The organism is Thalassospira sp. HJ, assembly GCF_000948415.1.
Lineage (GTDB): Bacteria > Pseudomonadota > Alphaproteobacteria > Rhodospirillales > Thalassospiraceae > Thalassospira.
Window position 1 is genome coordinate 1 of record NZ_JYII01000020.1, and the last position, 24,258, is coordinate 24,258.

Consider the following 24,258-nt stretch of genomic DNA (forward strand, 5'->3'; position numbering starts at 1 on the left):
CATGGCAATGTCCTCCTTATACTCGAGCGTCAAAGCTCTTCCAGCGGTTCGACAATGCCTCCAGAGGCCGTGAGTGTTCAGCTTTTTTACGGACGTAAAAGTCCAAGGCCGCATCAACACCTCACGGGTCCGGGAGCCTGCGTATACGCAGGCTCCCAAGTGAAAAGAGGCACCAACATCATAGCAAATGTTCGTGCCTCTCAATGTATAAGGCCGTACATAAATTTGCACGGCCTGTGACTGATCGATGGTCAGCGGCTTACTTGTTTTCTTCAGCCTTCAGCTTTTCCTTCAGGATTTTAAGCTTTGCCACCGCATCATTGATTTCCTGATCAAGATGCTTGAGGCCTTCGCGCTTTTCGCTCGGCACGGCTTCGAGTTCATCCAGGGCTTTTTCTACGATATACAGCATCCCACGATCCTCCTTATTTCGATATCGGCGACGTTACGTTGGCGGCTTGCGCACCGCAACGTTCACGCTGGTTACCATAGCACCTAGCATGGACCAACCGATGTTTAAATTCCAAGACATGGATCAAGAATAATCCGAAACTGTCAGCTTGCGGTCTGTTCGAGACGTTCTTTTAGAACCTGAAGGCTTTCGGATGTGGATTGCAGGATCTGATCAAGGCCGGAGAGTTTTTCGCGGGTTTCGCGTGATACAGCTTCGACTTCGTCAAGCGCGCTTTCAAAGATATAGAGCATGAAGTTGCCCTTTCATTGTTGTTTTTGATGGTTCAAAGCTACCGCCCAAATTCGCTGAAACCGTGTCAGAAATGCGCTATTTCTGCCGCATTTCGCCCCACGATCTGTTCTGTTCACGCGCAGGACGGCAAGGCTGATCTGTGATTTTTCACCGGCAGGTTCGGGCCAATTATGGTAAAAGCCGCCAACTGAATTTCTGAGACTGGATCAAACCGCGATGACGCATCTGGTGCTGGCACCAATGGAGGGACTTGTTGACTGGCGCGTTCGGCAATTGCTGAGTGCGACCGGCGGGTTCGACCTGTGCGTGACCGAGTTTATCCGGGTGTCGCAGAACCTGTTTCCAGCCCACGTGTTTCATCGCTACTGCCCGGAACTTTTGAATGGCGGCAAGACGCTTTCGGGCGTGCCGGTTCTGGTACAGCTGATGGGTCATGACCCGGAACTGATGGGCGAAAACGCCGTTGTCGCGGTCGAGCTTGGCGCACCGGGCATTGATATCAATTTCGGCTGCCCGTCCAAGACCGTGAACAAGCGCGAAGCCGGTGCATCGCTTTTGAAATGCCCGGAAAATCTTTATGAAATCGTCTCGGCCGTGCGCCGTGCGGTGCCAGACCACATCCCGGTCAGTGCCAAGGTCCGGCTTGGCTATTCCGACAAGGAGATGTTCCTTGATATCGCGCGCGCGGTCGAAGCCGGCGGGGCGCAGCATCTGACCGTGCATGCGCGCACCAAGATGGAAAGTTACAAACCGCCAGCCCATTGGGAATATCTTGCGCGCATCCGTGAAGCCATTTCGATCGGCATGACCGGCAATGGCGAAATTTGGGATGTCGCGGATTACGAAAAATGCCGCGATATTTCCGGCTGCGACAGCTTCATGCTCGGTCGTGGTGCCATTGCTGCACCGGATCTGGCAAGCCGCATCAAGGCATTTGAAAATGGCACGCGGGTGCCACGCGAAAGCTGGTCTGATGTTCTGGCCATGCTGCTGGCCTATTGCGATCTGATGGCGTCAGACGGGGCATCGGAAAACCATCAGGCCGGGCGCATCAAACAATGGATGGCCCTGATCCGCAAAAGCCACCCGCAAGGCGAAACATGCTTTGACGAGATCAAACGCATCCGCGCGATTGACGAACTGCGCGCCAAGCTGCGCTTTGATATGTCATTACCGGAAAATCGACGGACAAATGACCTGATCGCTGCGGAATAGCCGGCATCTAAACGAAAACAACCCAAACGAAAACGGGCGGTCAAAATGACCGCCCGTTTTTATTCGATCAGACCTTTGGGCCCGGATCAGTTGCCAAAGCCGAAGTCATCAGCATCAAGGTCATCCGGATCATTGATGCCCATCAGGGTGACGGAGGCATCATTGCCCAGCTCGATAACGACATTGCCATCGGTATCCATGTGCATGTCATTGAGGATCTGGTTGAAGTTGTTGTAGTTCCACTCCGACAGATCAATGATGTCTTCGCCCGGCGTGAAGTCGGTAATGATGTCGTGACCATCGGTTTTGCCGATCTGGAACGTATCCCAGCCAGTTCCACCGGTCAGGGTGTCATCGCCGGCACTGCCATAAAGATGGTCATTGCCCGAACCACCAAGCAGCAGGTCATCACCGGCATTGCCCCAGAGCGTATCGTTGCCCGAGCCACCATCAATTGTGACGTCGCCATAGGTTTCGATTTCGCTGGTCAGGTCAACGATGTCATCACCGTCGCCAGCTTCGATCACTTCGATACCGCTGATGCGGACATTGTCATGCGCGTCGCTGACACTGTCGCGGATGAACAGGGCATCATTGCCATCGGTCATCTGCAGGGTGTCGACACCCTCGCCACCGATAAAGACATCGTTCGACTGGTTGTAGCCACCGAGATTGACATAGTCGCCGGTACCTTCATCACCATCGCTGTCATGGCCCCAGCCATTGCCGTTATAGTGATGATGTCCCCAGCCACTGTTGTGCTGATGGCCATCTTCACCCGGTGAACCGTCATTCACGGCATACCAGCTGCTATCCCAGACGCCGTCTGCGTTGTATTGCAGGACGTCATCGCCAGCACCGCCATTAAGAACATCTTCACCGGCACCGCCCGTGATCATGTCATTGCCCGAGCCACCCCACAGGGTGTCGTTGCCCGAACCACCATCAATCACGTCATCGCCGGCGTTGCTCCAGACGATGTCATCGCCGGTGCCACCCATAATCGTGACATCGCCATAGGTCAGCGTATCGCTGGTCAGGTCGATGATGTCATCGCCGTTGCCGGCATCGATCACTTCGATGTTGGAGATACGCGGGCTGGTGCCCGGATCAGTTTGGGTATCATCAAGGAACAGGGCGTCGTTACCACTGGTCATGGCCAGCGTATCGGTGCCATCGCCACCATCAATGATGTCTTCGGAACGGTTATAGCCAGACAGATTGATCTGTTCGTTGGTGCCATCCATGCCCGGATCGCCAACGTTCTTCGCGGCATAGCTGCCGGTCCAGCTCGCATCTTTCTGGTATTCGATATAGTCGTCGCCAGCACCGGCATCGATCACATCCGAACCACGACCACCATTGATGCTGTCATTGCCATCGCCGCCCCAGATGGTGTCATCCCCGTCGTCACCGCCAAGGATGTCATTGCCATCAAGGCCTGAGAGCAGGTTCGCGCCATCATCGCCGAACAGGTAATCGTTGAAGTTCGAACCGATCAGATCCTCGATCGAGTTCAGCTTGTCATTACCGTTGCTGCTGCTTGCCGTGCCGGTTTCAAGGTTTGCGGCCACTGCCGTGGTCGAGCTGGCATAGCTTGCAGTATCGCGACCGGCACCACCATAGAGGCTGTCATGACCGGCACCGCCATCAAGCGTGTCATTACCGGCATCGCCATACAGCTTGTCGTCGCCATTGCCGCCATAAATGGTGTCATCGCCATCGCCGCCATAGAGACGGTCGTTGTTTTCACCGCCATCAATCACGTCGTTGCCAGCACCACCCAGGATGCTGTCATCGCCGGTACCGCCATTGATGGTGTCATTGCCAGCTTCACCATACAGCTTGTCCTGACCCTGACCACCGGTGATGGTATCCGCACCTTCGCCACCCCAGACGCGGTCGTCACCCGATCCGCCATCAAGGGTATCGTCACCGGTGCCACCGGTGATGCTGTCCTGACCACTGCCGCCTTCGATCAGGTCATTGCCTGCATCACCCGAAAGCGTGTCGTCTCCATCACCACCATAAAGGCTGTCATTGCCATCCATACCGGTGATGGTGTCCTGACCGTTCAGGCCATAGACCGTGTCATCACCCGAGAGGGCGGCAATCGTGTCATTGTTGCTGGTGCCATAAAGCAGATCATCATACGGCGTCGGGCCGGACGACTGTTCAACACCGACAAACATGTCGGCATTGAGCTGGCTCATCGAGACACCGACAAGCGTCAGCGTGCCCTGACCATTGAGGTTGATCACGGTGTCATTGCCGACCTGGCTCATCTGGTCTTGCAGATCACCCCAGTCATCAATGTCGAGCGACGCCAGATTGATCGTGTCTTCATTGACGTTGAAGTCGGTGACGACCTTGTCGCCGGAATTGTTGGAAACAATGATCTGATCCGCGCCCGAACCACCGGTGTAGGTGTCATCACCCGCATCGCCATCCAGCGTGTCGTTGCCAGATCCACCCAGCAGGGTATCGGCACCATTGGTTCCGGTCAGGGTGTCGTTACCGGCACCACCATCCAGAAGATCATTGCCATTGCCACCCGACAGAACGTCATCGCCGTCACCGCCAAGCAGCGTATCGTCGCCATCACCACCAAGCAGCGTGTCATTGCCAATGCCACCATCAAGGGTGTCATTGCCCGCATCACCCGACAGCAGGTCATTGCCCGCACCGCCAGCGATGCTGTCATTGTCATCACCGCCATAGATAACGTCATCGCCGCCTTCGCCATCAAGCGAGTCATTGCCGGCAGAGCCATAAATGGTATCGGTGTCATCGCCACCGGTGATGGTGTCGTCACCTTCCATGCCGTCGATGTAATCATCGCCGCCGCCGCCATCCATGACGTCGTTACCGGCATGACCGATCAGGGTGTCGTCACCGGCATTGCCTTCGATAACGTCATCGCCTTCGTTGCCTTCGAGGCTGTCATTGCCCGAACCGCCAGAAATGACGTCATTGCCGCTGCCGCCCGTGATGGTGTCATCGCCATCACCGCCAGAAAGCGTATCGTCGCCTTCCATGCCATTGAGCGTGTCATTACCGGCACCGCCATCGACGGTGTCATCACCGGCCAGCGCGTCGATATAGTCATCTTCGCTGGTGCCCAGCAGGACATCGTCAAACTGGGTCGGGCCACCATCATTCTCGATGCCGATGAACATATCCGACGAGACGTCATTCAGGCGCACACCACGCAGGGTGACAGAGCCCTGATCACCAAGATCAATGACCGTATTGCCATTCACTTCGGACAGAAGCGGCGCCAGTTCGGACCAGGTGCTGATATCGAGTGCATCAAGCGAGATCTGATCAACGCTGGTGTTGAAGTCCATGACGACCTTGTCACCGATCAGGCTGGTGACCTGAACAACGTCGGCACCGGAACCGGTGTGGATTTCATCGTCGCCTTCGCCGCCATCAAGGGTGTCGTTGCCTTCACCGCCATAAAGCTTGTCGTTGCCGGTCCCACCATCAAGGTAGTCGTCACCGCGTTCGCCATGCAGCGTATCGTTGCCTTCGCCACCGATCAGGGTATCGGCACCATCGCCGGTCCAGATCAGGTCGTTGCCTTCGCCGCCATCAACGGTGTCTTCGCTGACATCTGCTTCGACATTGTCAAAGGTGTCATTGCCTGCACCCAGATCAACTTCGTTGTTCTGGCTGTTGCCATAGACATAGTCGTCATGGGCAGATGCGATGACCTTTTCGAAGTTGGCAAGGATGTCGCCAACCGCATCACCGCCAAAGGCACGTCCGCCTTCACCCGGGTTGTGGGTGTGGGTGTCGGTATCGCCAAGGAAGATTTCGACACCGGCGTCCGATCCTTCGTAGCTGATGGTGTCACGACCTTCGCCGCCATCAAGATAGTCGCCACCAGCGCCACCTTCGATGGTGTCATCACCGGCACCACCCAGAAGCGTGTTGTCGCCATCCGATCCGGTCAGGACATCATCGCCATCCGATCCGATGACGTTTTCGATGTTGCTGATCGTATCCGATCCGGTTTCAGCCGAGGTCGCCGTACCAGCCGACAGATCAACCGTCGCACCGTCTGCGGCAGACATATCAAGCGTGTCTTCGCCGTCGCCACCATCAAGGGTGTCGTCGCCAGAAGCCGCCTTCAGGGTATCGTCACCGGCACCGGCATCGACAACGTCGTTGCCCGCGCCATCATCAATGACGTCAGCCCCGTCGCCCGCAGCAATCGTGTTATTGGCCGCGTCACCAGTGATGGTGTCAGCAGCAGCACTGCCGATCACGTTTTCGAAGCCGGAAATGGTGTCATTGCCGGTTTCGGAACTGCTTGCCGTACCGGCCGCAAGATCAACCGTGGCACCGCTGGTGGCATCAGTTAGATCAAGGGTGTCGTCGCCTTCGCCACCGGCAAGGGTATCATCACCCGCACCTGCCATGACGGTATCATTGCCCGCACCGCCATCAACGATGTCAGCACCAGCACCGGCATCGATCACGTCGCTGCCTTTGCCGCCATTGATGGTGTCATTGCCTTCGCCGCCATCAAGGGTGTCGTCGCCGGCACCACCTTCAAGCACGTCATCGCCAGCACGACCCGACAGGATGTCGTTGCCCAGACCACCGGTCAGGGTGTTGTTATCAGCCGAACCGGACAGCGTATCGTTGCCATCCGAACCAATCAGGTTCTCGATGCTGGAAAGCTGATCGGTTTCGTTGGCACCAACCTGTGCCGTACCGGTTGCAAGATCGGCATTTACCGCAGAACTTGCATCGCTGTAATCAGCGGTATCGTTACCGTCGCCACCAATCAGGCGGTCATTGCCCGCACCACCGGCAAGCGTGTCGTCACCGGCACCACCATTAAGGATGTTAGCTTTGGCATCGCCGGAAATCGTGTCGTCATGATCCGAACCGGTGACGTTTTCGACCTGATAGATCGCGTCATTACCGGCACCACCGGTTGCGGTGTAGTTCGCCAGATCGACATTCACACCAGCGGTCGCATCGTCATAGTTGACGGTGTCTTGGTCGGCACCACCAATGATGATGTCATTGCCTTCGCCACCGCTGAGCGTGTCTTCACCGGTACCGCCGAGCAGCGTGTCATCGCCAACACCACCATCGATGATGTCGTCGCCATAGCTGCCATCAAGGTAATCGTTACCGGCACCGCCATCCAGATTGTCATGGCCAAGTTCGCCATTGATCGTGTCGTCGCCAGCGTTACCCCAAAGGGTATCGTTGCCCGCACCGCCATTGATGGTGACATCACCATACGAAATGGTGTCGCTGGTCAGATCGACCACGTCATCGCCAGAACCGGCATTGATGACTTCGACCCCGTCAAGGCGTGCGCCATCGGTCGTGGTTTCATCCACCGTGGTATCGAAGCTGATCGAGCGAACGAAGAAGTCACTGCTGTCAGAGCCGGTTGAGCCATTGGCATACGGCTCGCTTTCAAACGCGATATAGCGGAATTCAACCGGGTTGCCGCTGCCATCGGTGGCATTGATGGTCGCCGTACCAACACCGTTGCTGGTGTAATTGATCGTGCTGTCATCAAGGGTTCCGGAAGCAACAAGGTTGCCGTCGGCATCAAAGGCCTGCCAGGAGCCGATCTCGCCGCCGCCCTCATTGGCCATCAGGTTGGAAACCTGAACCGTCGCGGTCGAGGCATCTGCACCTAGATCGACAACGATGGCTTCGCTTTCGCCGGACTGGGCATCGTGGTTGATCTGACCGCCGGCCGTACCGCCGCCGTCATTACCAATGCCATTGCCATCGAAGTTGACGGTGTCATCAGCCGCGGCAAGGTTCAGCTTGCCATTGCCATCCACATAGGACGTGCCGAAGTCAAAGGCATAAAGATCGGCATCCGACCATGCGGCTTCGACATCTGCCGAGCTTGCCGGATCGGTCAGGCCAAGAGTGCGGGTTTCGGTCGTCGGCGTAGTGGTTTGACCATCGCCAAGTTTCGAACCATCAAGAACCAGCGCATCGTTGCCTTCGGACATATCAAGGGTGTCATTACCCTCGCCACCGATGAAGGTATCATCGGAGATGTTCTTGCCGCTGATATCGGCAACATCGCCGGTACCGTCAACGCCCGGGCTACCGGTGTTTTCGGTTGTATCGCCGCTCTCGGCGGTTTCGTCGGCTTCGAAGTTCAGAACGTCGTCGCCCGCACCGCCGTCAAGGGTGTCGTCACCGGCACCGCCGCTGAGTTCGTCATTATCGGCACCACCGGAAAGCGCATCGTCGCCTTCGCCACCCGACAGGGTATCGTTGCCCGCACCACCATCGAGGCTGTCATTGCCGGTGCCACCATAAAGGGTGTCAGCACCGTCATTGCCCAGCAGGGTGTCATCGCCAGCACCACCGGCAACCGTATCGTCACCGGCAAGGGCATCGATGGTGTCATCGTCGTCGGTGCCCGAAAGGATGTCATCATTCGGGGTCGCGCCATCGGTGATGTTGTTGAAGTCATCGGCACTGAGATCGCTCAGTGCAACATCAACAAAGGTCACCGTGCCGCCCGCCGGCAGGTTCAGAACCGCGTCACCATTGCTGTTTTCGCTTAGCAGAGGAACAAGGTCGCCCCAGTTATCGATGCCACGATCATCAATGGAAATCTTGTCTTCGCCAGGGGTGAAGTCGCTTACGACGTCATCATCAGTGCCATCGGCAAAGATGAAGGTATCGGCACCAGCACCACCGGCAACCGTGTCATCGCCTGCACCGCCATCGATGGTGTCATCACCGGCACCTGCATTGATGACGTTATCCCCGTTCGATCCGGTAATCTGGTCATCGCCAGCACCGGTCGTGACATTTTCGAAGTTCGAGAACTGATCATTACCGGTGTCAGCCGAGCTTGCCGTACCGGCACCCAGATCGACAACCGCATCGCCCGATGCGTTCGACAGATCAAGGGTATCGGTCCCGTCACCACCATCAAGGCTGTCATTACCAGCACCGGCGATAACCGTATCGTCACCGGCACCTGCCAGGACAAGGTCGCTGCCTGCGCCATCGGAAATGACGTCGTTGCCTGCACCGCCATCGATCAGATCGATGCCATCGCCACCATCAATGGTGTCCGCACCGGCACCGGTCGAAATGGTGTCATTGGCACTGCTGCCAGTGACGGTATCATCACCGGCACCTGTGGTTACATTTTCAAAGCCGGAAATGACGTCATCGTCGGTTTCGCTGCTGTGGGCAGTGCCATCCTGCAGATTGACTGCGATGTCGGCCTCGACATCGGACATATCAAGCGTGTCAAAGCCGTCGCCACCCGAAAGCGTATCGCTGCCGGCATCGCCGACAACCGTGTCGTTGCCAGCACCGGCATCAACGATGTCATTGCCCGCACCTGCATTGATGTGGTCATTGCCATCACCGCCGCTGATGCTGTCATTGCCTTCGTTGGTCCAGACGGTGTCATCGCCCGTTCCGGCATTCACCGTGACATCGCCATAGGATTCAGTCTGGCTGGTCAGATCGACAACGTCATCGCCAGCACCGGTGTCGATCACCTCGACATCGGAGATCGACGGTGCGTTTGATCCGTCTGCATGATCGTTATCAAGAATGATCGCATCACCGGCCGACGTACCGACAAGGGTATCAACACCTTCTCCGCCATCGAACTGATCATCGCTCAGACCAAGGCCTTCGAGATCGGCAACATCACCGGTGCCATCAACACCCGGGCTGCCGGCATGGTCGGTTTCATCGCCAGCCTGGCCGATACGGTCGGCTTCGAACTGAAGAACGTCGTTTCCGTCGCCACCATCAAGGGTGTCTGTTCCTTCGCCACCGCCAAGCGTATCGTTGCCACCACCGCCAATGACGGTGTCATCACCCGAACCACCACCGACAGTGTCATCACCATCGCCGCCGTCTACGGTGTCGTTTCCGTCGCCACCATCAAGGGTGTCATTCCCGGCGCCGCCGCCGACAGAGTCATTGCCACTGCCGCCGCCAACGGAGTCATTGCCGTCGCCACCATCAACGGTATCGTCGCCGTCACCGCCATCGACCGTGTCATCACCGCCGCCGCCGCCAACAGAATCATTGCCGCTACCGCCACCGACGGAGTCATTACCTTCGCCGCCGTCAACGGTATCATCGCCGTCGCCGCCATCGACCGTGTCATTGCCACTGCCGCCACCGACAGAATCGTTACCACTGCCACCGCCAACGGAGTCATCGCCGTCACCGCCATCAACGGTATCGTTGCCATCACCACCATCGACGCTGTCGTCACCAGCACCACCGTCGACCGAGTCATCGCCGTCGCCACCGCCAAGGGTGTCTTCACCCGGCGTGCCGACATTGTCGATACCGGTGAAGTGATCCGGGGTCAGGTCGCCAACGGCCACACCCGACAGGGTCACCGTGCCACCGGACGGCAGGGTAATGACCGCACCATCAGGGCCGTCAGACAGCAGCGGCTGCAGATCGGTCCAGGTCGAGATGCCCAGATCCGGCAGAGAAATAGCGTCCGCGTTCAGATCGAAATCAGTGACAAGGTCGGTATCGGTGCCGTCTTCGAAGACGAAGGTATCCGCACCATCACCGCCCGAAAGGGTATCGTTGCCTGCACCGGCCGCGATGGTGTCATCACCCGCGCCGCCAGACAGAATGTCGTCGCCGGCACCACCATCAAGCGTGTCGTTACCCGCGCCACCGTCAATCACGTTGGCATCGTCCGAACCGGTAATGACATCAGCGTCATCCGAGCCGGTGACATTTTCGAAGTTTGCAATGGTGTCCGATCCGGTGTTGGCACCGCTTGCCGTACCGGCCGCCAGATCGACCGTCACACCACCGGTGGTGCCAGACAGATCGAGGGTATCAATACCGTCGCCGCCATCGATGTCGTCATTACCGCCATCAAGGGTTACGGTGTCATTGCCTGCACCGGCATCAATCGTGTTATCGCCAGACGATCCGGTGATGGTGTCATCACCATCGGTCGCGATGACATTTTCAAAGCCGGAGATGCTGTCGCTGCCGGTTTCATCGCTGCTTGCGGTGCCTGCGCCAAGATCAATGGTTGCGCCGTCAGCAGCGGACAGATCAAGCGTATCATCGCCGTCACCGCCGATCAGGATATCGTCGCCAGCACCTGCTGCGATGGTGTCATTGCCAGCACCACCGTCGATGGTGTCAGAACCTTCGCCGCCATCAAGGACGTCGTCACCGGCACCACCATCAAGGGTGTCGTTGCCCGCACCGCCATTGATGTTATCGGCACCCTCGCCGCCCAGAAGGACGTCATCGCCATCGTTTGACCAGATGGTGTCATCGCCCGCACCGCCATCAACCGTAACATCGCCATAGGAATGGGTGTTGCTGGTCAGATCGACGACGTCGTTACCGTCGCCAGCATCGATGTTTTCGATATCAACGATCGACGGGTTGGCCGCACCGTTTTCATGATCACGATCAAGAATGATCGCATCGTCACCGGCGCCGGCCACAAGCGTGTCATTGCCTTCGCCACCAACGAAGCTGTCATCGGACAGGTTCTTGCCCGCGATATCGGCAACTTCGCCGGTCCCATCGGTGGTCGGGCTGCCGACATGGTCTGTGGTGTCGCCGTCTGCGGCAACGCTGTCACCTTCGAACGACAGAACATCATCACCGGCACCGCCATCAAGCAGGTCGGCACCTTCGCCACCGGCAAGGGTATCGTTGCCTGCACCGCCCGAAAGCGTGTCGTCACCGGCACCACCATCAAGGACGTTGTCACCGGTCGAACCGATCAGGGTGTCATTACCTGCACCACCGGTCGCACCTTCGATACCATCGAGGGTATCGGTGCCATCGGTTGCCGTACCGGTCCCGTTTTCAAGATCAACAACAACGCCGTCTGTCTGGTCGGAATAATCGACAATATCGTCGCCTTCGCCACCGATCAGGGTGTCATTGCCGGCACCGCCCGAAAGGGTGTCATTGCCCGCACCGCCATCAATGACGTTGTCGAATTCATTGCCAGCCAGCGTGTCATCATGGTCGGACCCGATCAGGGTCTCGAAACCGTCAATCGTGTCATTACCAGCACCACCGGTTGCCGTTCCGGCATCCAGGTCGACATTCACACCACTTTCGGCGTCTTCGTAGGACAGGACGTCGTCGCCTTCGCCGCCGATCAGCGTGTCATCGCCGCCATTGCCAAAGACCGTGTCATTGCCTTCGCCGCCGTCAAGGATGTTGGCGTTTTCATCACCGATCAGAACATCATCGCCATCACCACCGGTGACGTTTTCGATGCTTTCAAGGGTGTCATTGCCAGCTTCGCCCGTCGCGGTGCCAGCACCGAGATCAACGGTAACACCTTCGGTCGTATCGGAATAATCGGCGGTGTCAGATCCTTCGCCGCCGCGCAGGGTATCATCGCCTGCGCCACCGATCAGGGTGTCGTTGCCTTCGTCGCCATGGATATCATCGTTGCCAGCCTGACCATCGATGATGTCGTCGCTTTCAAGGCCGTAGATTTCATCACTGAGCTGGCTGCCGGTGATGTCATCTTCGAACTCGGTGCCAATGATGGCGTCATAGCCAAAGAAGTTTTTCTGACCAAGATCGTCGACCGAGACACCTTCAAGCGTGATGCTGTCGCCATCGCCAAGGGTGATGACGGCATTGCCGTTTTCATCATCGGCCATCTGGTCACGCAGGGTGGCAAAATCCTCGATACCATAGGAAGACAGATCGATGATGTCTTTATCGACATCAAAGTCGGTCGCGGTGTCGTGTCCGCCGCCCGGCTCAAGAACGATCAGGTCTTCGCCTTCGCCAGTGATCAGGACGTCATCGCCTGCACCGCCAACAAGGGTATCGTCGCCCGAGCCACCATCAAGGGTGTTGACCCCGTCGCTGCCGACCAGGGTATCGGTGTAATCGGTACCAATGACGCGTTCGAAGTTGCGAACAACGTCATCCCCGCCGCCACCGGTCGCATATTCCTTGACCAGATCGACGGTCACACCGGCATCGACATTGGAATAGTCGATGGTATCGAGCTCACCGTCACCACCATCAAGGATGTCATCGCCGGCATCGCCATAGACCCAGTCATCGCCAGCACCGGCTTCGACAATGTCGTCACCTTCGCCGCCGCTGATGGTGTCATCACCGGCTTCACCCAGAAGGATGTCGCCACCGGCACCACCATTGATGATGTCATCGCCGGCACCGCCACTGATTTCGTCGATGCCTTCGCCGCCATCGATTACGTCATCACCAGCACCACCATCAATCGCGTCGCCACCAGCGCCGCCGGAAATGGTGTTGTTGTTTTCGTCACCGGCAATCTTGTCGTTGAAGTCTGAACCAACGACATCTTCGATATCGATCAGGGTATCATTGCCCTGACCGGTTGCGGTGCCCGCCGCCAGATCAACATCAACGCCCTGATCGGCACTGCTGTAATCGGCGGTATCGGAACCTTCGCCACCATCAAGGACGTCATCACCCGCACCACCGACAAAGGTGTCGTCACCGGCAAGGCCGGTCAGGGTGTTGTTTTCTGCGTTACCCGACAGGGTATCGTCAAACAGGGTACCGGTGACGTTTTCGATGCCTTCAAGAACGTCATCGCCGTCACCACCGGTTACAGTGCCTGCCTCAAGGTCGGCAACAATGCCTGCACCCTCGGTCGAATAATCTGCGGTGTCATTGCCTTCACCACCGCGCAGCACGTCAGACCCGGCATTGCCGACCAGCGTGTCATCGCCGGTGCCACCATCGATGGTGTCATTGCCTTCGCCACCGATCAGGCGGTCATTGCCGGCACCGCCATCGATGCTGTCGTCGCCTTCAAGGGCGTTGATGATGTCATCGCCGCTGCCGCCGATCATTTCATCGGCGTTTTCAGAGCCAAGGCGAACATCGACACCGACGAAGTTATCGGCACTCAACTCTGCCGGGGTGACCCCTTGCAGGGTGATGGTGTCGCCACTGTCAAACGTGATGGTCAGATCGCCATTGGCGTCCGTGCCAAACATTTGTTCCAGCGCGCCGTAGCCTGCGATGTTGAAGCTGGTCAGGTCGATGGTATCGACCGCCGGGTTGAAATCAGTGATCGTGTCATTGCCGTCACCCGGATTGAAGATCACCTGGTCGGCACCTTCGCCGAGCGTCAGGGTGTCATTGCCTGCACCGGCATCAAAGGTGTCATCACCCGCACCACCGATAAAGGTGTCGCTCTGCCCACCACCGATAAAGGTATCGTTGAAGTCAGACCCTTCGATGGCCTCGATACCCTCAAGCGTATCGGTGCCGGTTGCCGTACCCGAAACGGTGTGGTTGCTGGTATCCACCGTAACGGCGGATTCAGAGTCGGCATAGCTTGCGGTATCATAGCCTTCGCCACCGATCAGGCGGTCATCGCCGGCACCACCCAGAAGGGTGTCGTTACCATCACCACCATCCAGCGTATCGGAACCTACACCACCGGAAATCGTGTCATTGCCAGCGCCACCTTCGACAAGGTCATTGCCGCTGCCTGACGAAATGACGTCGTTGCCAGCACCACCCGTAATGGTATCGGCACCCTCGCCAGTATTGATGATGTCATTGCCGGCCCCGCCATCGACAATGTCGGAACCTTCGCCAGTCGTGATGACGTCATTGCCTTCGCCGGCATTGACGGTGTTGTCACCGTCACCGGCATTGATCACGTTGCCCGTGTCATCGCCAATGATCAGATCATCACCGTCACCGGTGGTGACATTTTCAATATTGGTAAAGGTGTCGGTATCCGTGCCGTCAGAGGCCGTACCGTTGGTGAAATCGACAGTCTGATCGCCAGATAGATCGCTGAGATCAAGGGTATCGTTGCCCGTACCACCGTCGATGGTGTCGCTACCGGCACCACCGCGCAGCGTATCATTGCCCGCACCACCCAGCAGAACGTCATCACCCGCGCGACCATCAAGGATGTCATTGCCCGCTTCGCCCGAAAGGGTGTTGCGACCGCTATCGCCGCGCAGGGTATCGGCATTTCCGGAACCAGTCACATTTTCGAAGTTCGAAATGATGTCGCCGGTGCTGGTTACGCCCGTCTGCAGGTCAACCGAAACGCCAGATTCATCTGCGAAGGAAAGGGTATCCTCGCCCTCGCCGCCATCGAGTGTATCGATGCCGGCACCGCCGGAAATGGTGTCGTTGCCAGCGCCACCTTCGATCACGTCATTGCCAGCACCACCGGTCACGATGTCATCGCCGTCACCGGCAAGAATGGTGTCGTTGCTGCCACCACCAGTGATCACGTCATCATGGTCAGATGCAATGATCTGTTCGATGCCGCTGAAGGTATCAGTACCGGTATCTTCGCCGGTTGCGGTGTTGGTGCCCAGATTGATGTTCAGGCCGGATGCAGCATCCGAGTAATCCAGCGTATCGGCACCCGCGCCACCAATATAGGTGTCATCGCCAAGTTCACCGACGAAGCTGTCATCACCTGCGCCACCATCCAGGATGTCGTCACCAGCACCACCGGTCAGCATGTCGTTCCCGGCGCCACCATTGATCACGTTATCGGCGTCATCGCCCGTAATGGTGTCGTTAAATTCTGTGCCGGTGACGTTTTCGAAACCGGAAATCGTGTCATTGCCATCCGCACCGGTCGCGGTTCCCGCAGACAGATCGATGTTCTGGCCACCGGTTGCCTCGGAATAATCAAGGGTATCGGTCCCTTCACCACCCGACAGGGTGTCATCCCCGGCACCACCGGAAATCACGTCATTGCCAGCGCGACCTTCAATCGTGTCATCGCCAGCCCCACCCGAAAGGGTGTTTGCCGCATCCGAACCACCGATGCTGTCTTCAGCATCCGAGCCAATCACGTCTTCGATGTTGCTCAGCAGATCGGTACCGTCGGCCTTGGCGGCCGATCCGGCTTCAAGGTCAACGGCAACACCGGTTTCGCTGTTGCTGTAATCAATCACGTCCTGACCGGCACCGCCGTCAATCACGTCATCGCCAGCACTGACATTGATGGTGTCGTTACCCGCACCGCTCAGAATGGTGTTATCTGCATCCGAACCGGTGATTTCGTCAGCCATGGCCGAACCGATGGCATTTTCGACATTCAGAACCGTATCGCCGGTTTCACCATCGGTCTGGCCAGTTCCGAGATCAAGGCTGATACCCTGCTCTGAGCCTGAATAGTCAACGGTATCAATACCGTCACCACCATCAATCAGGTCATTGCCAAGTCCACCGATCAGGGTGTCGTCACCGGCACCACCGAGAAGCGTGTCGTTACCTTCACCACCAGACAGGAAATCGTCACCATCTTCCCCAGACAGGACGTTATTTCCCAGATTACCCGTGATGGTGTCGTCAAAACCGGAACCGGTCAGGTTTTCGACATTGGCAAGCTGATCGTTGCCAAGTCCGGTGACCGTGCCGGCCGCAAGATCGGCCGCAATACTACCGGTCGCATTTCCGTAATCGACCGTATCAATGCCGGCACCACCGTTCAGAACGTCATCGCCACCGCTTGCGATCAGGGTGTCATTGCCGGCACCGCCATCAACCGTGTTGTCGCCAGCATCGCCCGCCAGAGTATCTTCATGGGCGGAACCAGTAACGTTCTCGACGCTTTCCAGGGTATCTTCGCCTGCCGCACCCGTTGCAGTTTGGGCCGCAAGATCAACCGTCACACCACCTGTGGCATTGGCGTAACTTGCCGTATCGTTGCCGTCGCCACCCGACAGGGTGTCGTCGCCGCCAAGGCCTTCAAGGATATCGTCACCTTCACCGCCGATCAGGATGTTGTCGGCGTTCGAACCGGTAAGAACATCATTTCCTGCGCCGGCAACAACGTTTTCAACGTTGCGGATCGTGTCATTGCCGCTTGCAGCAGTCGCCGTCCCGACCTGAAGGTTGACCGTTGTGCTGCCAGCTTCGTCAGAATAATCGACGGTATCAACGCCGTCGCCACCATCAAGGATATCGTTGCCTTCACCCCCGATAAGCGTGTCATCGCCCGCACCACCAAAGATGCTGTCATCATCTTCAAGGCCATCGATGGTGTCGTTGCCATCAAGACCCGACAGGGTGTCCTGACCATCGGTACCCGACATGGTGTCGTCACCCGACGTTCCTACAATGTCACGTACGCCGATGAAGTTATCAGCGGTAATGTCGTCAAGGCTGACACCTTCGAGCACCATCGACGTGCCTTCGCCGAAATCGATGACAAGGTCACCGTTTTCGTTCTCGGCCATCATCTCATAGAGCTCGCCATAGGTATCAATACCCAAAGCACGAATATCGATCTGGTCTTCGCCAACAGCGAAGTCGGTGATGGTGTCTGTGCCATCCTCCGGACCGACAACATAGACATCGGCACCCGTACCACCGGTTAACGTATCGTCACCTGCACCACCGGTGATGGTGTCGGCACCGGCACCGGCGTTAATAATGTTATCGCCATCATCGCCGGTGATGGTGTCTGCCTGCGCAGAACCAATAACGTTTTCGACACCGCTGATGCTATCGGTGCCATCAGCTCCGGTCGCGGTTCCAGCCGAAAGATCAATGCTAACCGCATTTCCATCTGCATAACTGATGGCATCTGTGCCTTCGCCGCCTTCGATGGTGTCGCTTCCCGCACCACCAACCAGCAGGTCATCACCTGCGCCACCATCAAGGATGTCATCACCTACGCCACCATCAAGGGTGTCATTGCCCGCGCCACCCTCGATGGAATCATTTCCTGCACCACCCGACAGGGTGTTGTTGGCATCATCCCCGATCAGAGTATCGTCGTGATCAGAACCGCGGATACTTTCAATGCTTTCGAGCGTGTCGTTGCCAGCAGCACCGCTTGCAGTTCCTGCCGACAGATCAACCGTTACCGAACCGTCCGCATCACTGTAATCAGCGGTGTCAAAGCCGTCACCACCCACCAGGGCGTCATTGCCCGCACCACCCGAAAGCGTGTCGTTACCAGCACCACCAAGCAGAGCATCATCGCCTTCACCACCGGAAATAACGTCGTTACCGGCACCGCCGGACAGGGTGTTGCCCCCGCTATCCCCGATAAGGGTATCGTTCTGACCCGAGCCAATAACGTTTTCGATGTTGCTAAGCGTGTCCTGATTGCCAACACTTCCACCAACACCGGTTTCCAGATTGACTAAAACACTACCAGCGCTCGAGTAATCAACCGTATCTTCGCCGTCACCGCCATCAATGACGTCCTGACCGGCACCACCATTGATCGTATCGTCGCCGCTATTGCCGAAGATGGTGTCGTCACCAGATCCACCATTGATCGTATCGTTGCCCGCCAAAGCATCGATAATCTCGGCCGATGTCGAACCTTGCAAGATATCATCACCCTCGGTAGCACCAAGGGATTCGATATCAATAAAGTTGTCCGCCGTAAGATCTTCCGGTGAAACACCATTTAGGGTCATGGTGTTACCATTGATGGTAATTACCGCGTTACCATTGACATCGGTACTGAGCAATTTCTTCAGGGCTTCAAAATTAGGAATATCGAAGCCCGAGAGATCGATCTTGTCTTCCGCCGGATCGAAATCGGTAATCACATTCGCATCAGTTTGCGTTGTGAAGACAAAAGTATCCGATCCTTCGCCACCGGATAGTACGTCGTTACCACCGCCCGAATTGATAACATCATCACCGGCACCACCTTCGATGATATTATTGGCCGACGAACCTGTCAGAATATCGTTGAAGTCAGAGCCGATCACGTTTTCGATCGAAACAAGCGTGTCGTCTCCCTCGGCGCCTGTCGCGGTAGAAGAGCCAAGGTTGACATTCACTGCGCCGGAGGCTTCTGCATAATTAGCGGTATCTGATCCCGACCCACCGGAAATCACGTCATTACCGTCACCACCGGTAATGGTGTCGTTCCCGGAACCACCATTGAGAACATCGTCACCACCACGTCCGGACAGAACGTCATTGCCGCTGCCGCCATTCAGGACGTTGGCATTGTCATCGCCTGCAAGCGTATCGTCAGACGTGGAACCCGTGACATTTTCGAAATTCGCAATCGTATCGGAGTCTTCACCCGTGGTTGCCTGACCGGTTTCAAGATCAACGTCAACGCCGCCCGCAGCATCCTGATAGCTCAGCGTATCGTTGCCTTCGCCACCATCGAGATCGTCGCTGCCGGCACCGCCACTGATCACGTCATTACCGGCGCCACCGGTGATGGTATCCGTACCGGTTCCACCGGAAATGACATCATTGCCATCGCCGCCGTCGATCGTGTCGTTGCCTGCGCCGCCGGAAACCGTATCGTTGCCTTCTTTGGCGGTGATCACATCACTGCGGTCTGTACCGACAAGGATGTCCTTGTTTTCAGTACCTTCGAGTGAGCGGATGCCCTTGAAGTTGGCAAAGGTCAGGCTGTCGGGATCAACACCTTCAAGCGTAATGACAGCATCGCCAACCGTGATCGTTGCGTTGCCTGCTGCGTCTTCACCGATGAAATCGACGATGTCAGAGAACAGCTCAAGCCCGTCAATACCCTGGATATCAATGATATCGTTTGCCGGATCGAAATCGGTGACCAGATCATTACCACTGTCAGACCTGATAACAAACGTATCAGCACCCAAACCACCGGTGAAGGTATCGTCCCCGCCGCGACCATCAAAGGTATCGTCGCCTGCGCCACCGTCGAAGCTGTCATTGCCACTGCTGCCCAGCATGGTGTCGGCAGCCGCACTACCTTCAATTTCTTCGAAACCGGAAATCTGATCCGTGAAGGTGTTACCGGTGACCGTTCCTTCTTCGAGGTCGACCGTGATACCCGCGCCAAGACCTTCGGCACCGGAGCTGTAGCTTAGCGTATCGTTGCCTTCGCCACCGATAAGGGTGTCGTCACCTGCACTGCCAAATACCGTATCGTTGCCAGCACCGGTATCAATGATGTTGTCTTCATTATTGCCATAAACGACATCGTCGCCAGATCCGGAAACAACGTTTTCAAATCCTGAAATCGTGTCATTGCCATCACCGGTCGCCGTGCCACCGGCAAGGTCCACAGTGATTCCACCATCAACATCGGAGTAGTCGACGGTATCAATGCCAGCGCCACCAGACAGATCATCATCACCGGCACCACCGGAAATGGTGTCATTGCCCGCACCGCCCAACAGAACGTCGTCGCCGCCACCGCCGGAAATGATGTCATCACCGCCCAGACCCGAAAGGGTATTGGCAGCGTCATCACCGGAAATCACATCGTTATTGCCGGAACCAATGACATTCTCAAAGTTGGTAACTTGGGACGCACCGGAATCCGTTATTACCGTTCCGGTTGCAAGATCGACATTCAGGCCGGTCACATCGCCAAAGCCGACCGTGTCATTACCTTCGCCGCCATCGACTGTATCATTGCCACCAACATTGCGAACGATGTCGTCGCCGGCCCCGGTCGAAATGACGTTGTCACCTGCAGATGCCAGAACGGTGTCGTCACCCGCACCGGTAATGACGTTTTCAATGCTGCTCAGGGTATCGGTTTCACCGGTTGCACTGTCGCGCGCTGTACCGGCAGCAAGATTTACATCCTGGCTGCTTTCGCGTGCGCTCAGATCAAGGGTATCACTGCCTTCGCCACCGATAATGACATCGACGCCATCTTCGCCAATGAACAAGTCATCGCCATCGCCACCATCAAGGGTGTCATTGCCGCCACGGCCAACAAGTGTATCGTTCCCGGCGCCACCGCTAAGCACGTTAACACCATCATCACCATACAGCTCGTCGTCATAGTCCGAGCCGGTCGCATTCTCGATACGATCAAGGACATCGTCGCCATCGGCACCGGTCGCGGTTCCCGCGCCCAGATCAACCTGCACGCCGCCATTAGCACCGGAATAATCAACGGCATCAATGCCTTCCTGACCGCGCAGGGTATCGTTGCCTGCACCACCCGAAACCGTGTCATCGCCATAGCCGCCCGAGACAACGTCATCACCGGCACCACCGCTGAGCGTGTCGTCGCCGCCATACCCATACAGTGCGTCGTTGCCGTCCGTGCCGGTGCCGACATCATTGTCTTCGGTTTCAAAGATGCGCCCGAAACCACGGAAATCATCCGCGCTCAGGCTGTCGCTGCTTACCCCTTCAAGGGTGAGCGTCCCCTGATCGCCTAAATCGATAACGGTGTTGCCGTTACCATCATCGGACATCATGGTTTGCAGGGTTGCGAAGTCCTGAATGCCAAGTTTGGAAAGATCAATAATGTCTTCCGAACCGGCAAAATCGGTAATCGTGTCGTTGCCGAAATTCTCGGTCAGTTCAAAGTCATCTGCGCCCGAACCACCGGTCAGGGTATCGTCACCCGCACCACCGGTCAGCGTATCGATGCCCGCACCGCCCTCAAGAACGTTATCGGAATCGTTGCCCGAAATGTGATCGTCATAGTCGGAGCCGACAACGTTTTCGACCATCTGGACAACGTCATTGCCCGCACCGCCTGTCGCGGTTTCGTTGACAAGATCAACGGTTACAGCACTTTCGGCATCGCTGTAGCTGACAGTATCAACGCCACTGCCGCCCTGAATGTGGTCGTCACCTTCGCCACCGCGCAGGAAGTCGTTGCCCGAACCGCCTGCCAGAACATCGTTACCGGAACCACCAACCAGAAGGTCATCACCGGCACCGCCCTGCAGCATGTCGTCATTGTCGCCGCCAAACAGGCTGTCGCTGCCATCGCCACCCTGCAGGATGTCATTGCCGCTTTCACCGCGCAAAACGTCGTCGCCGCCACCACCTTGCAACAGGTCGTCGCCAGAACCGCCTTCAAGGGTGTCGTCGCCGTCATTGCCCTGAAGCGTGTCATTGCCAGCGCCACCGCCGAGAATATCGGTCTCGTCACCGCCCTGAACCAGGTCAACGCCGGTGGTCGGCTGATTGTCATAGGCATTGGCGTCGCCGTCATCGGCATCAACAACACCGCCATCGGTTTCACCTTCGGCATCGCCAAATGCTTCGCCAGAGGTCGCATCACCCGTGGTATCGCTTCCAGCGTCACCTTCGGAAGCAGCGCCAGCTTCGCTATCATCAGCCGGAGTATCGCCAGATGCAGGTTCTTCGCCCGTGGTTTCATCACCCGCAGTTTCGCCGGAAGAGGCATCGGCACCGGACGTCTCATCACCAGCCGCGCCAGCATCACCCGATCCGGTCTCGCCCGAGCCTTCTGCAGATGTTTCTTCGCTGCCCTCGCCCGAAGTATCGGAACCGGCTTGCGGATCGGTGGTTTCACCACCGGTTTCCGCGCCAGCTTCGACACCCGCCTGGGCACCGGCATTGGTATTGTCTTCGGTGGTCTGACCGCTCTCGCCCGTCGCACCTTCGGCACCGGTTTCTTCACCAGTACTCTCTTCGCCCGCGGCTGCATCGCCGCCAGTCGCGCCGGTTTCGGCGCCAGAAGTTTCTTCTCCAGTGGTTTCTTCACGCACGGCAGCGTCACCGGAAGTCTCGTCACCGGTTGCTTCGTCTACCGGCTGCTCCGAACCTTCACCAGCAGCTTCGCCGGAATCGGCACTGCCGGTTTCCGATGCGCCAGCTTCGGCATCACCACCAGATTCTTGCGAACCAGCTTCGGTCTCGGAACCTGCAACAACTTCGTCACCGCCGGTCGTGTCACCGGAACCGGACTCATCGGTAGTTTCGGAGTCACCGGATGCGGTTTCGCCGCCTGTGCTGTCGCCTTCGGTGGAGCCAGTGGTTTCACCAGAAGATGCACCGGTATCCTCACCCGTTCCTTCGGAACCGGATTCAGTGCCGGCATCGCCGGTGCTGCCTGCTTCACCAGTATCGCCCGTGCTTTCCGAACCGCTGGAAGTGGCCTCGCCCGAGGTGGTATCTTCCTGCGTTTCAGAATTGCCGGTCGAACCGGTTTCAGTGCCCGTATCGCCAGAGGCGGCTTCACCGGAATCGCCCGTGCCGCTGTCGCTTGCACCACTGTCGGCACCGCCTTCGGCCTGAGCGGTTTCGTCACCGCCCGATGCACCGCTGGTGTCATCACCAGAAGTCTCGCCAGAGGTTTCATCCGATCCGGTTGAACCCGTTGAGCCTGTTTCCTCGGAACTGCCGGAATCGGTTTCCGTGCCGCCGGTTTCGGTTTCACCCGCGCCAGCTTCACCCGTCGCGTCACCGCCTGTGGAGCCATCCGTCGTCGAACCGGTATCGCCTTGCGAAGAAGACTCTTCGGCATCGCTGGTGCGACCGGCACCGGAATCAAGATTTACTTCCACACCCTGACCAGACTGGCTGTAATCAAGGGTGTTTTCGCCCAAACCACCGTCAATGACGTCCGCGCCGTCACTTGCGCCAAAGGTGTCGTCACCCGCGCCGCCAGACAGGCTGTTATTGCCGGAATCCCCGGTCAAAACGTCATTCCCCGACGTACCGCGCAGATTTTCAATATTTTCATAGGAGGTACGGTTGGCACCGGTGGCATCCGTTGAGGTGCCCTGCGACATATCGGCGCGTACGCCATCAGCCGCCCCGTCAAACGACAGGGTATCTTCGCCGGCACCGCCGTCAATGTTGTCGGAACCGCCGCCCGATGAAATGACATCATCGCCATCAGAGCCAACGATGGTGTCATCACCTTCGCCGCCCTCAATCACGTTGGCTTCGCCCTCGGCAGCAGTATCGCCGCCGTCGGTTGCAACAGAAACTTCGTTGATCTGCGGAACGTCAACCAGCGTGACGTTGGCAAGTTCTGCCTTCGAAACGCCTTCAAAAATAACCTTGTCACCGGTCGAGAAGACGATGAATGCATTGCCCGCCGCATCCTCGCTTACGAGCGCCATCAGTTCGCTGACGCTGTCGACACCAAGATCGCTTAGTGCCAGTTCGTCTTCATCAACGTTGAAATCGGTAATTGTGGTCTGCTCGAAACCGCTTTCGAGCACAAAGGTATCGCGGCCCTCGCCGCCGGTCACGACATCCTGTCCCTCGCCCGATTCGAGGATGTCGTCGCCTTCGCCGCCAATCAGCGTGTTGTCACCACCATCGCCCACCAGAACATCGTCATAGGCACTGCCAATGACGTTCTGAATGTTGGTGAAAACCTGGGTTGCTGCAGATTGGGGATTGCCTTCGCCAAAAGAGTTGGCGCCAGAATCAGTTTTGACCGCATCAGAATCACCTTCCGAGCGGTCATCAAGTACCTGATCAATGTCGGTGTCAGTTACTCCAACACCGTCGTCTTGGTTGGCGGGCGAGACCAAAGCACATACTCCCTACATGGGAATTGTTTTTACCAGTACTGCGGCGGGCATCCGCCCCAGAATCTTTTTATACCCCAGTATAAA

4 protein-coding genes are annotated in these 24,258 nt (G+C 57.3%); 1 reads left to right on the forward strand and 3 read right to left on the reverse strand.

The genetic code is table 11. The annotated features are described in order from the left end of the window. Window positions 1-259 precede the first annotated feature (259 nt). Both UF64_RS20580 and UF64_RS20585 read right to left on the reverse strand, forming a co-directional pair. A complete protein-coding gene (locus tag UF64_RS20580) occupies window positions 260-412 on the reverse strand; it encodes a hypothetical protein (protein ID WP_161794632.1) in 153 nt (50 codons plus the stop codon). Between the two features lie 143 nt (window positions 413-555). Further along, window positions 556-705 (reverse strand): hypothetical protein, encoded by a 150-nt coding sequence (locus UF64_RS20585; RefSeq protein ID WP_161794633.1) that lies wholly within the window; start codon window positions 703-705, stop codon window positions 556-558. 217 nt (window positions 706-922) lie between these two features. Between UF64_RS20585 and UF64_RS15830 the strand changes: the two genes are divergently transcribed. Continuing rightward, entirely contained in the window at window positions 923-1,921 is a 999-nt protein-coding gene (locus tag UF64_RS15830; RefSeq protein WP_044829605.1) for a tRNA-dihydrouridine synthase, read from the forward strand. Between the two features lie 86 nt (window positions 1,922-2,007). Here UF64_RS15830 and UF64_RS21120 read toward each other — a convergent pair whose 3' ends face one another. Continuing rightward, window positions 2,008-24,174: a hypothetical protein gene (locus UF64_RS21120; RefSeq protein ID WP_044829606.1), complete on the reverse strand. Its 22,167-nt coding sequence runs from the start codon at window positions 24,172-24,174 to the stop codon at window positions 2,008-2,010. Window positions 24,175-24,258: the final 84 nt, after the last annotated feature.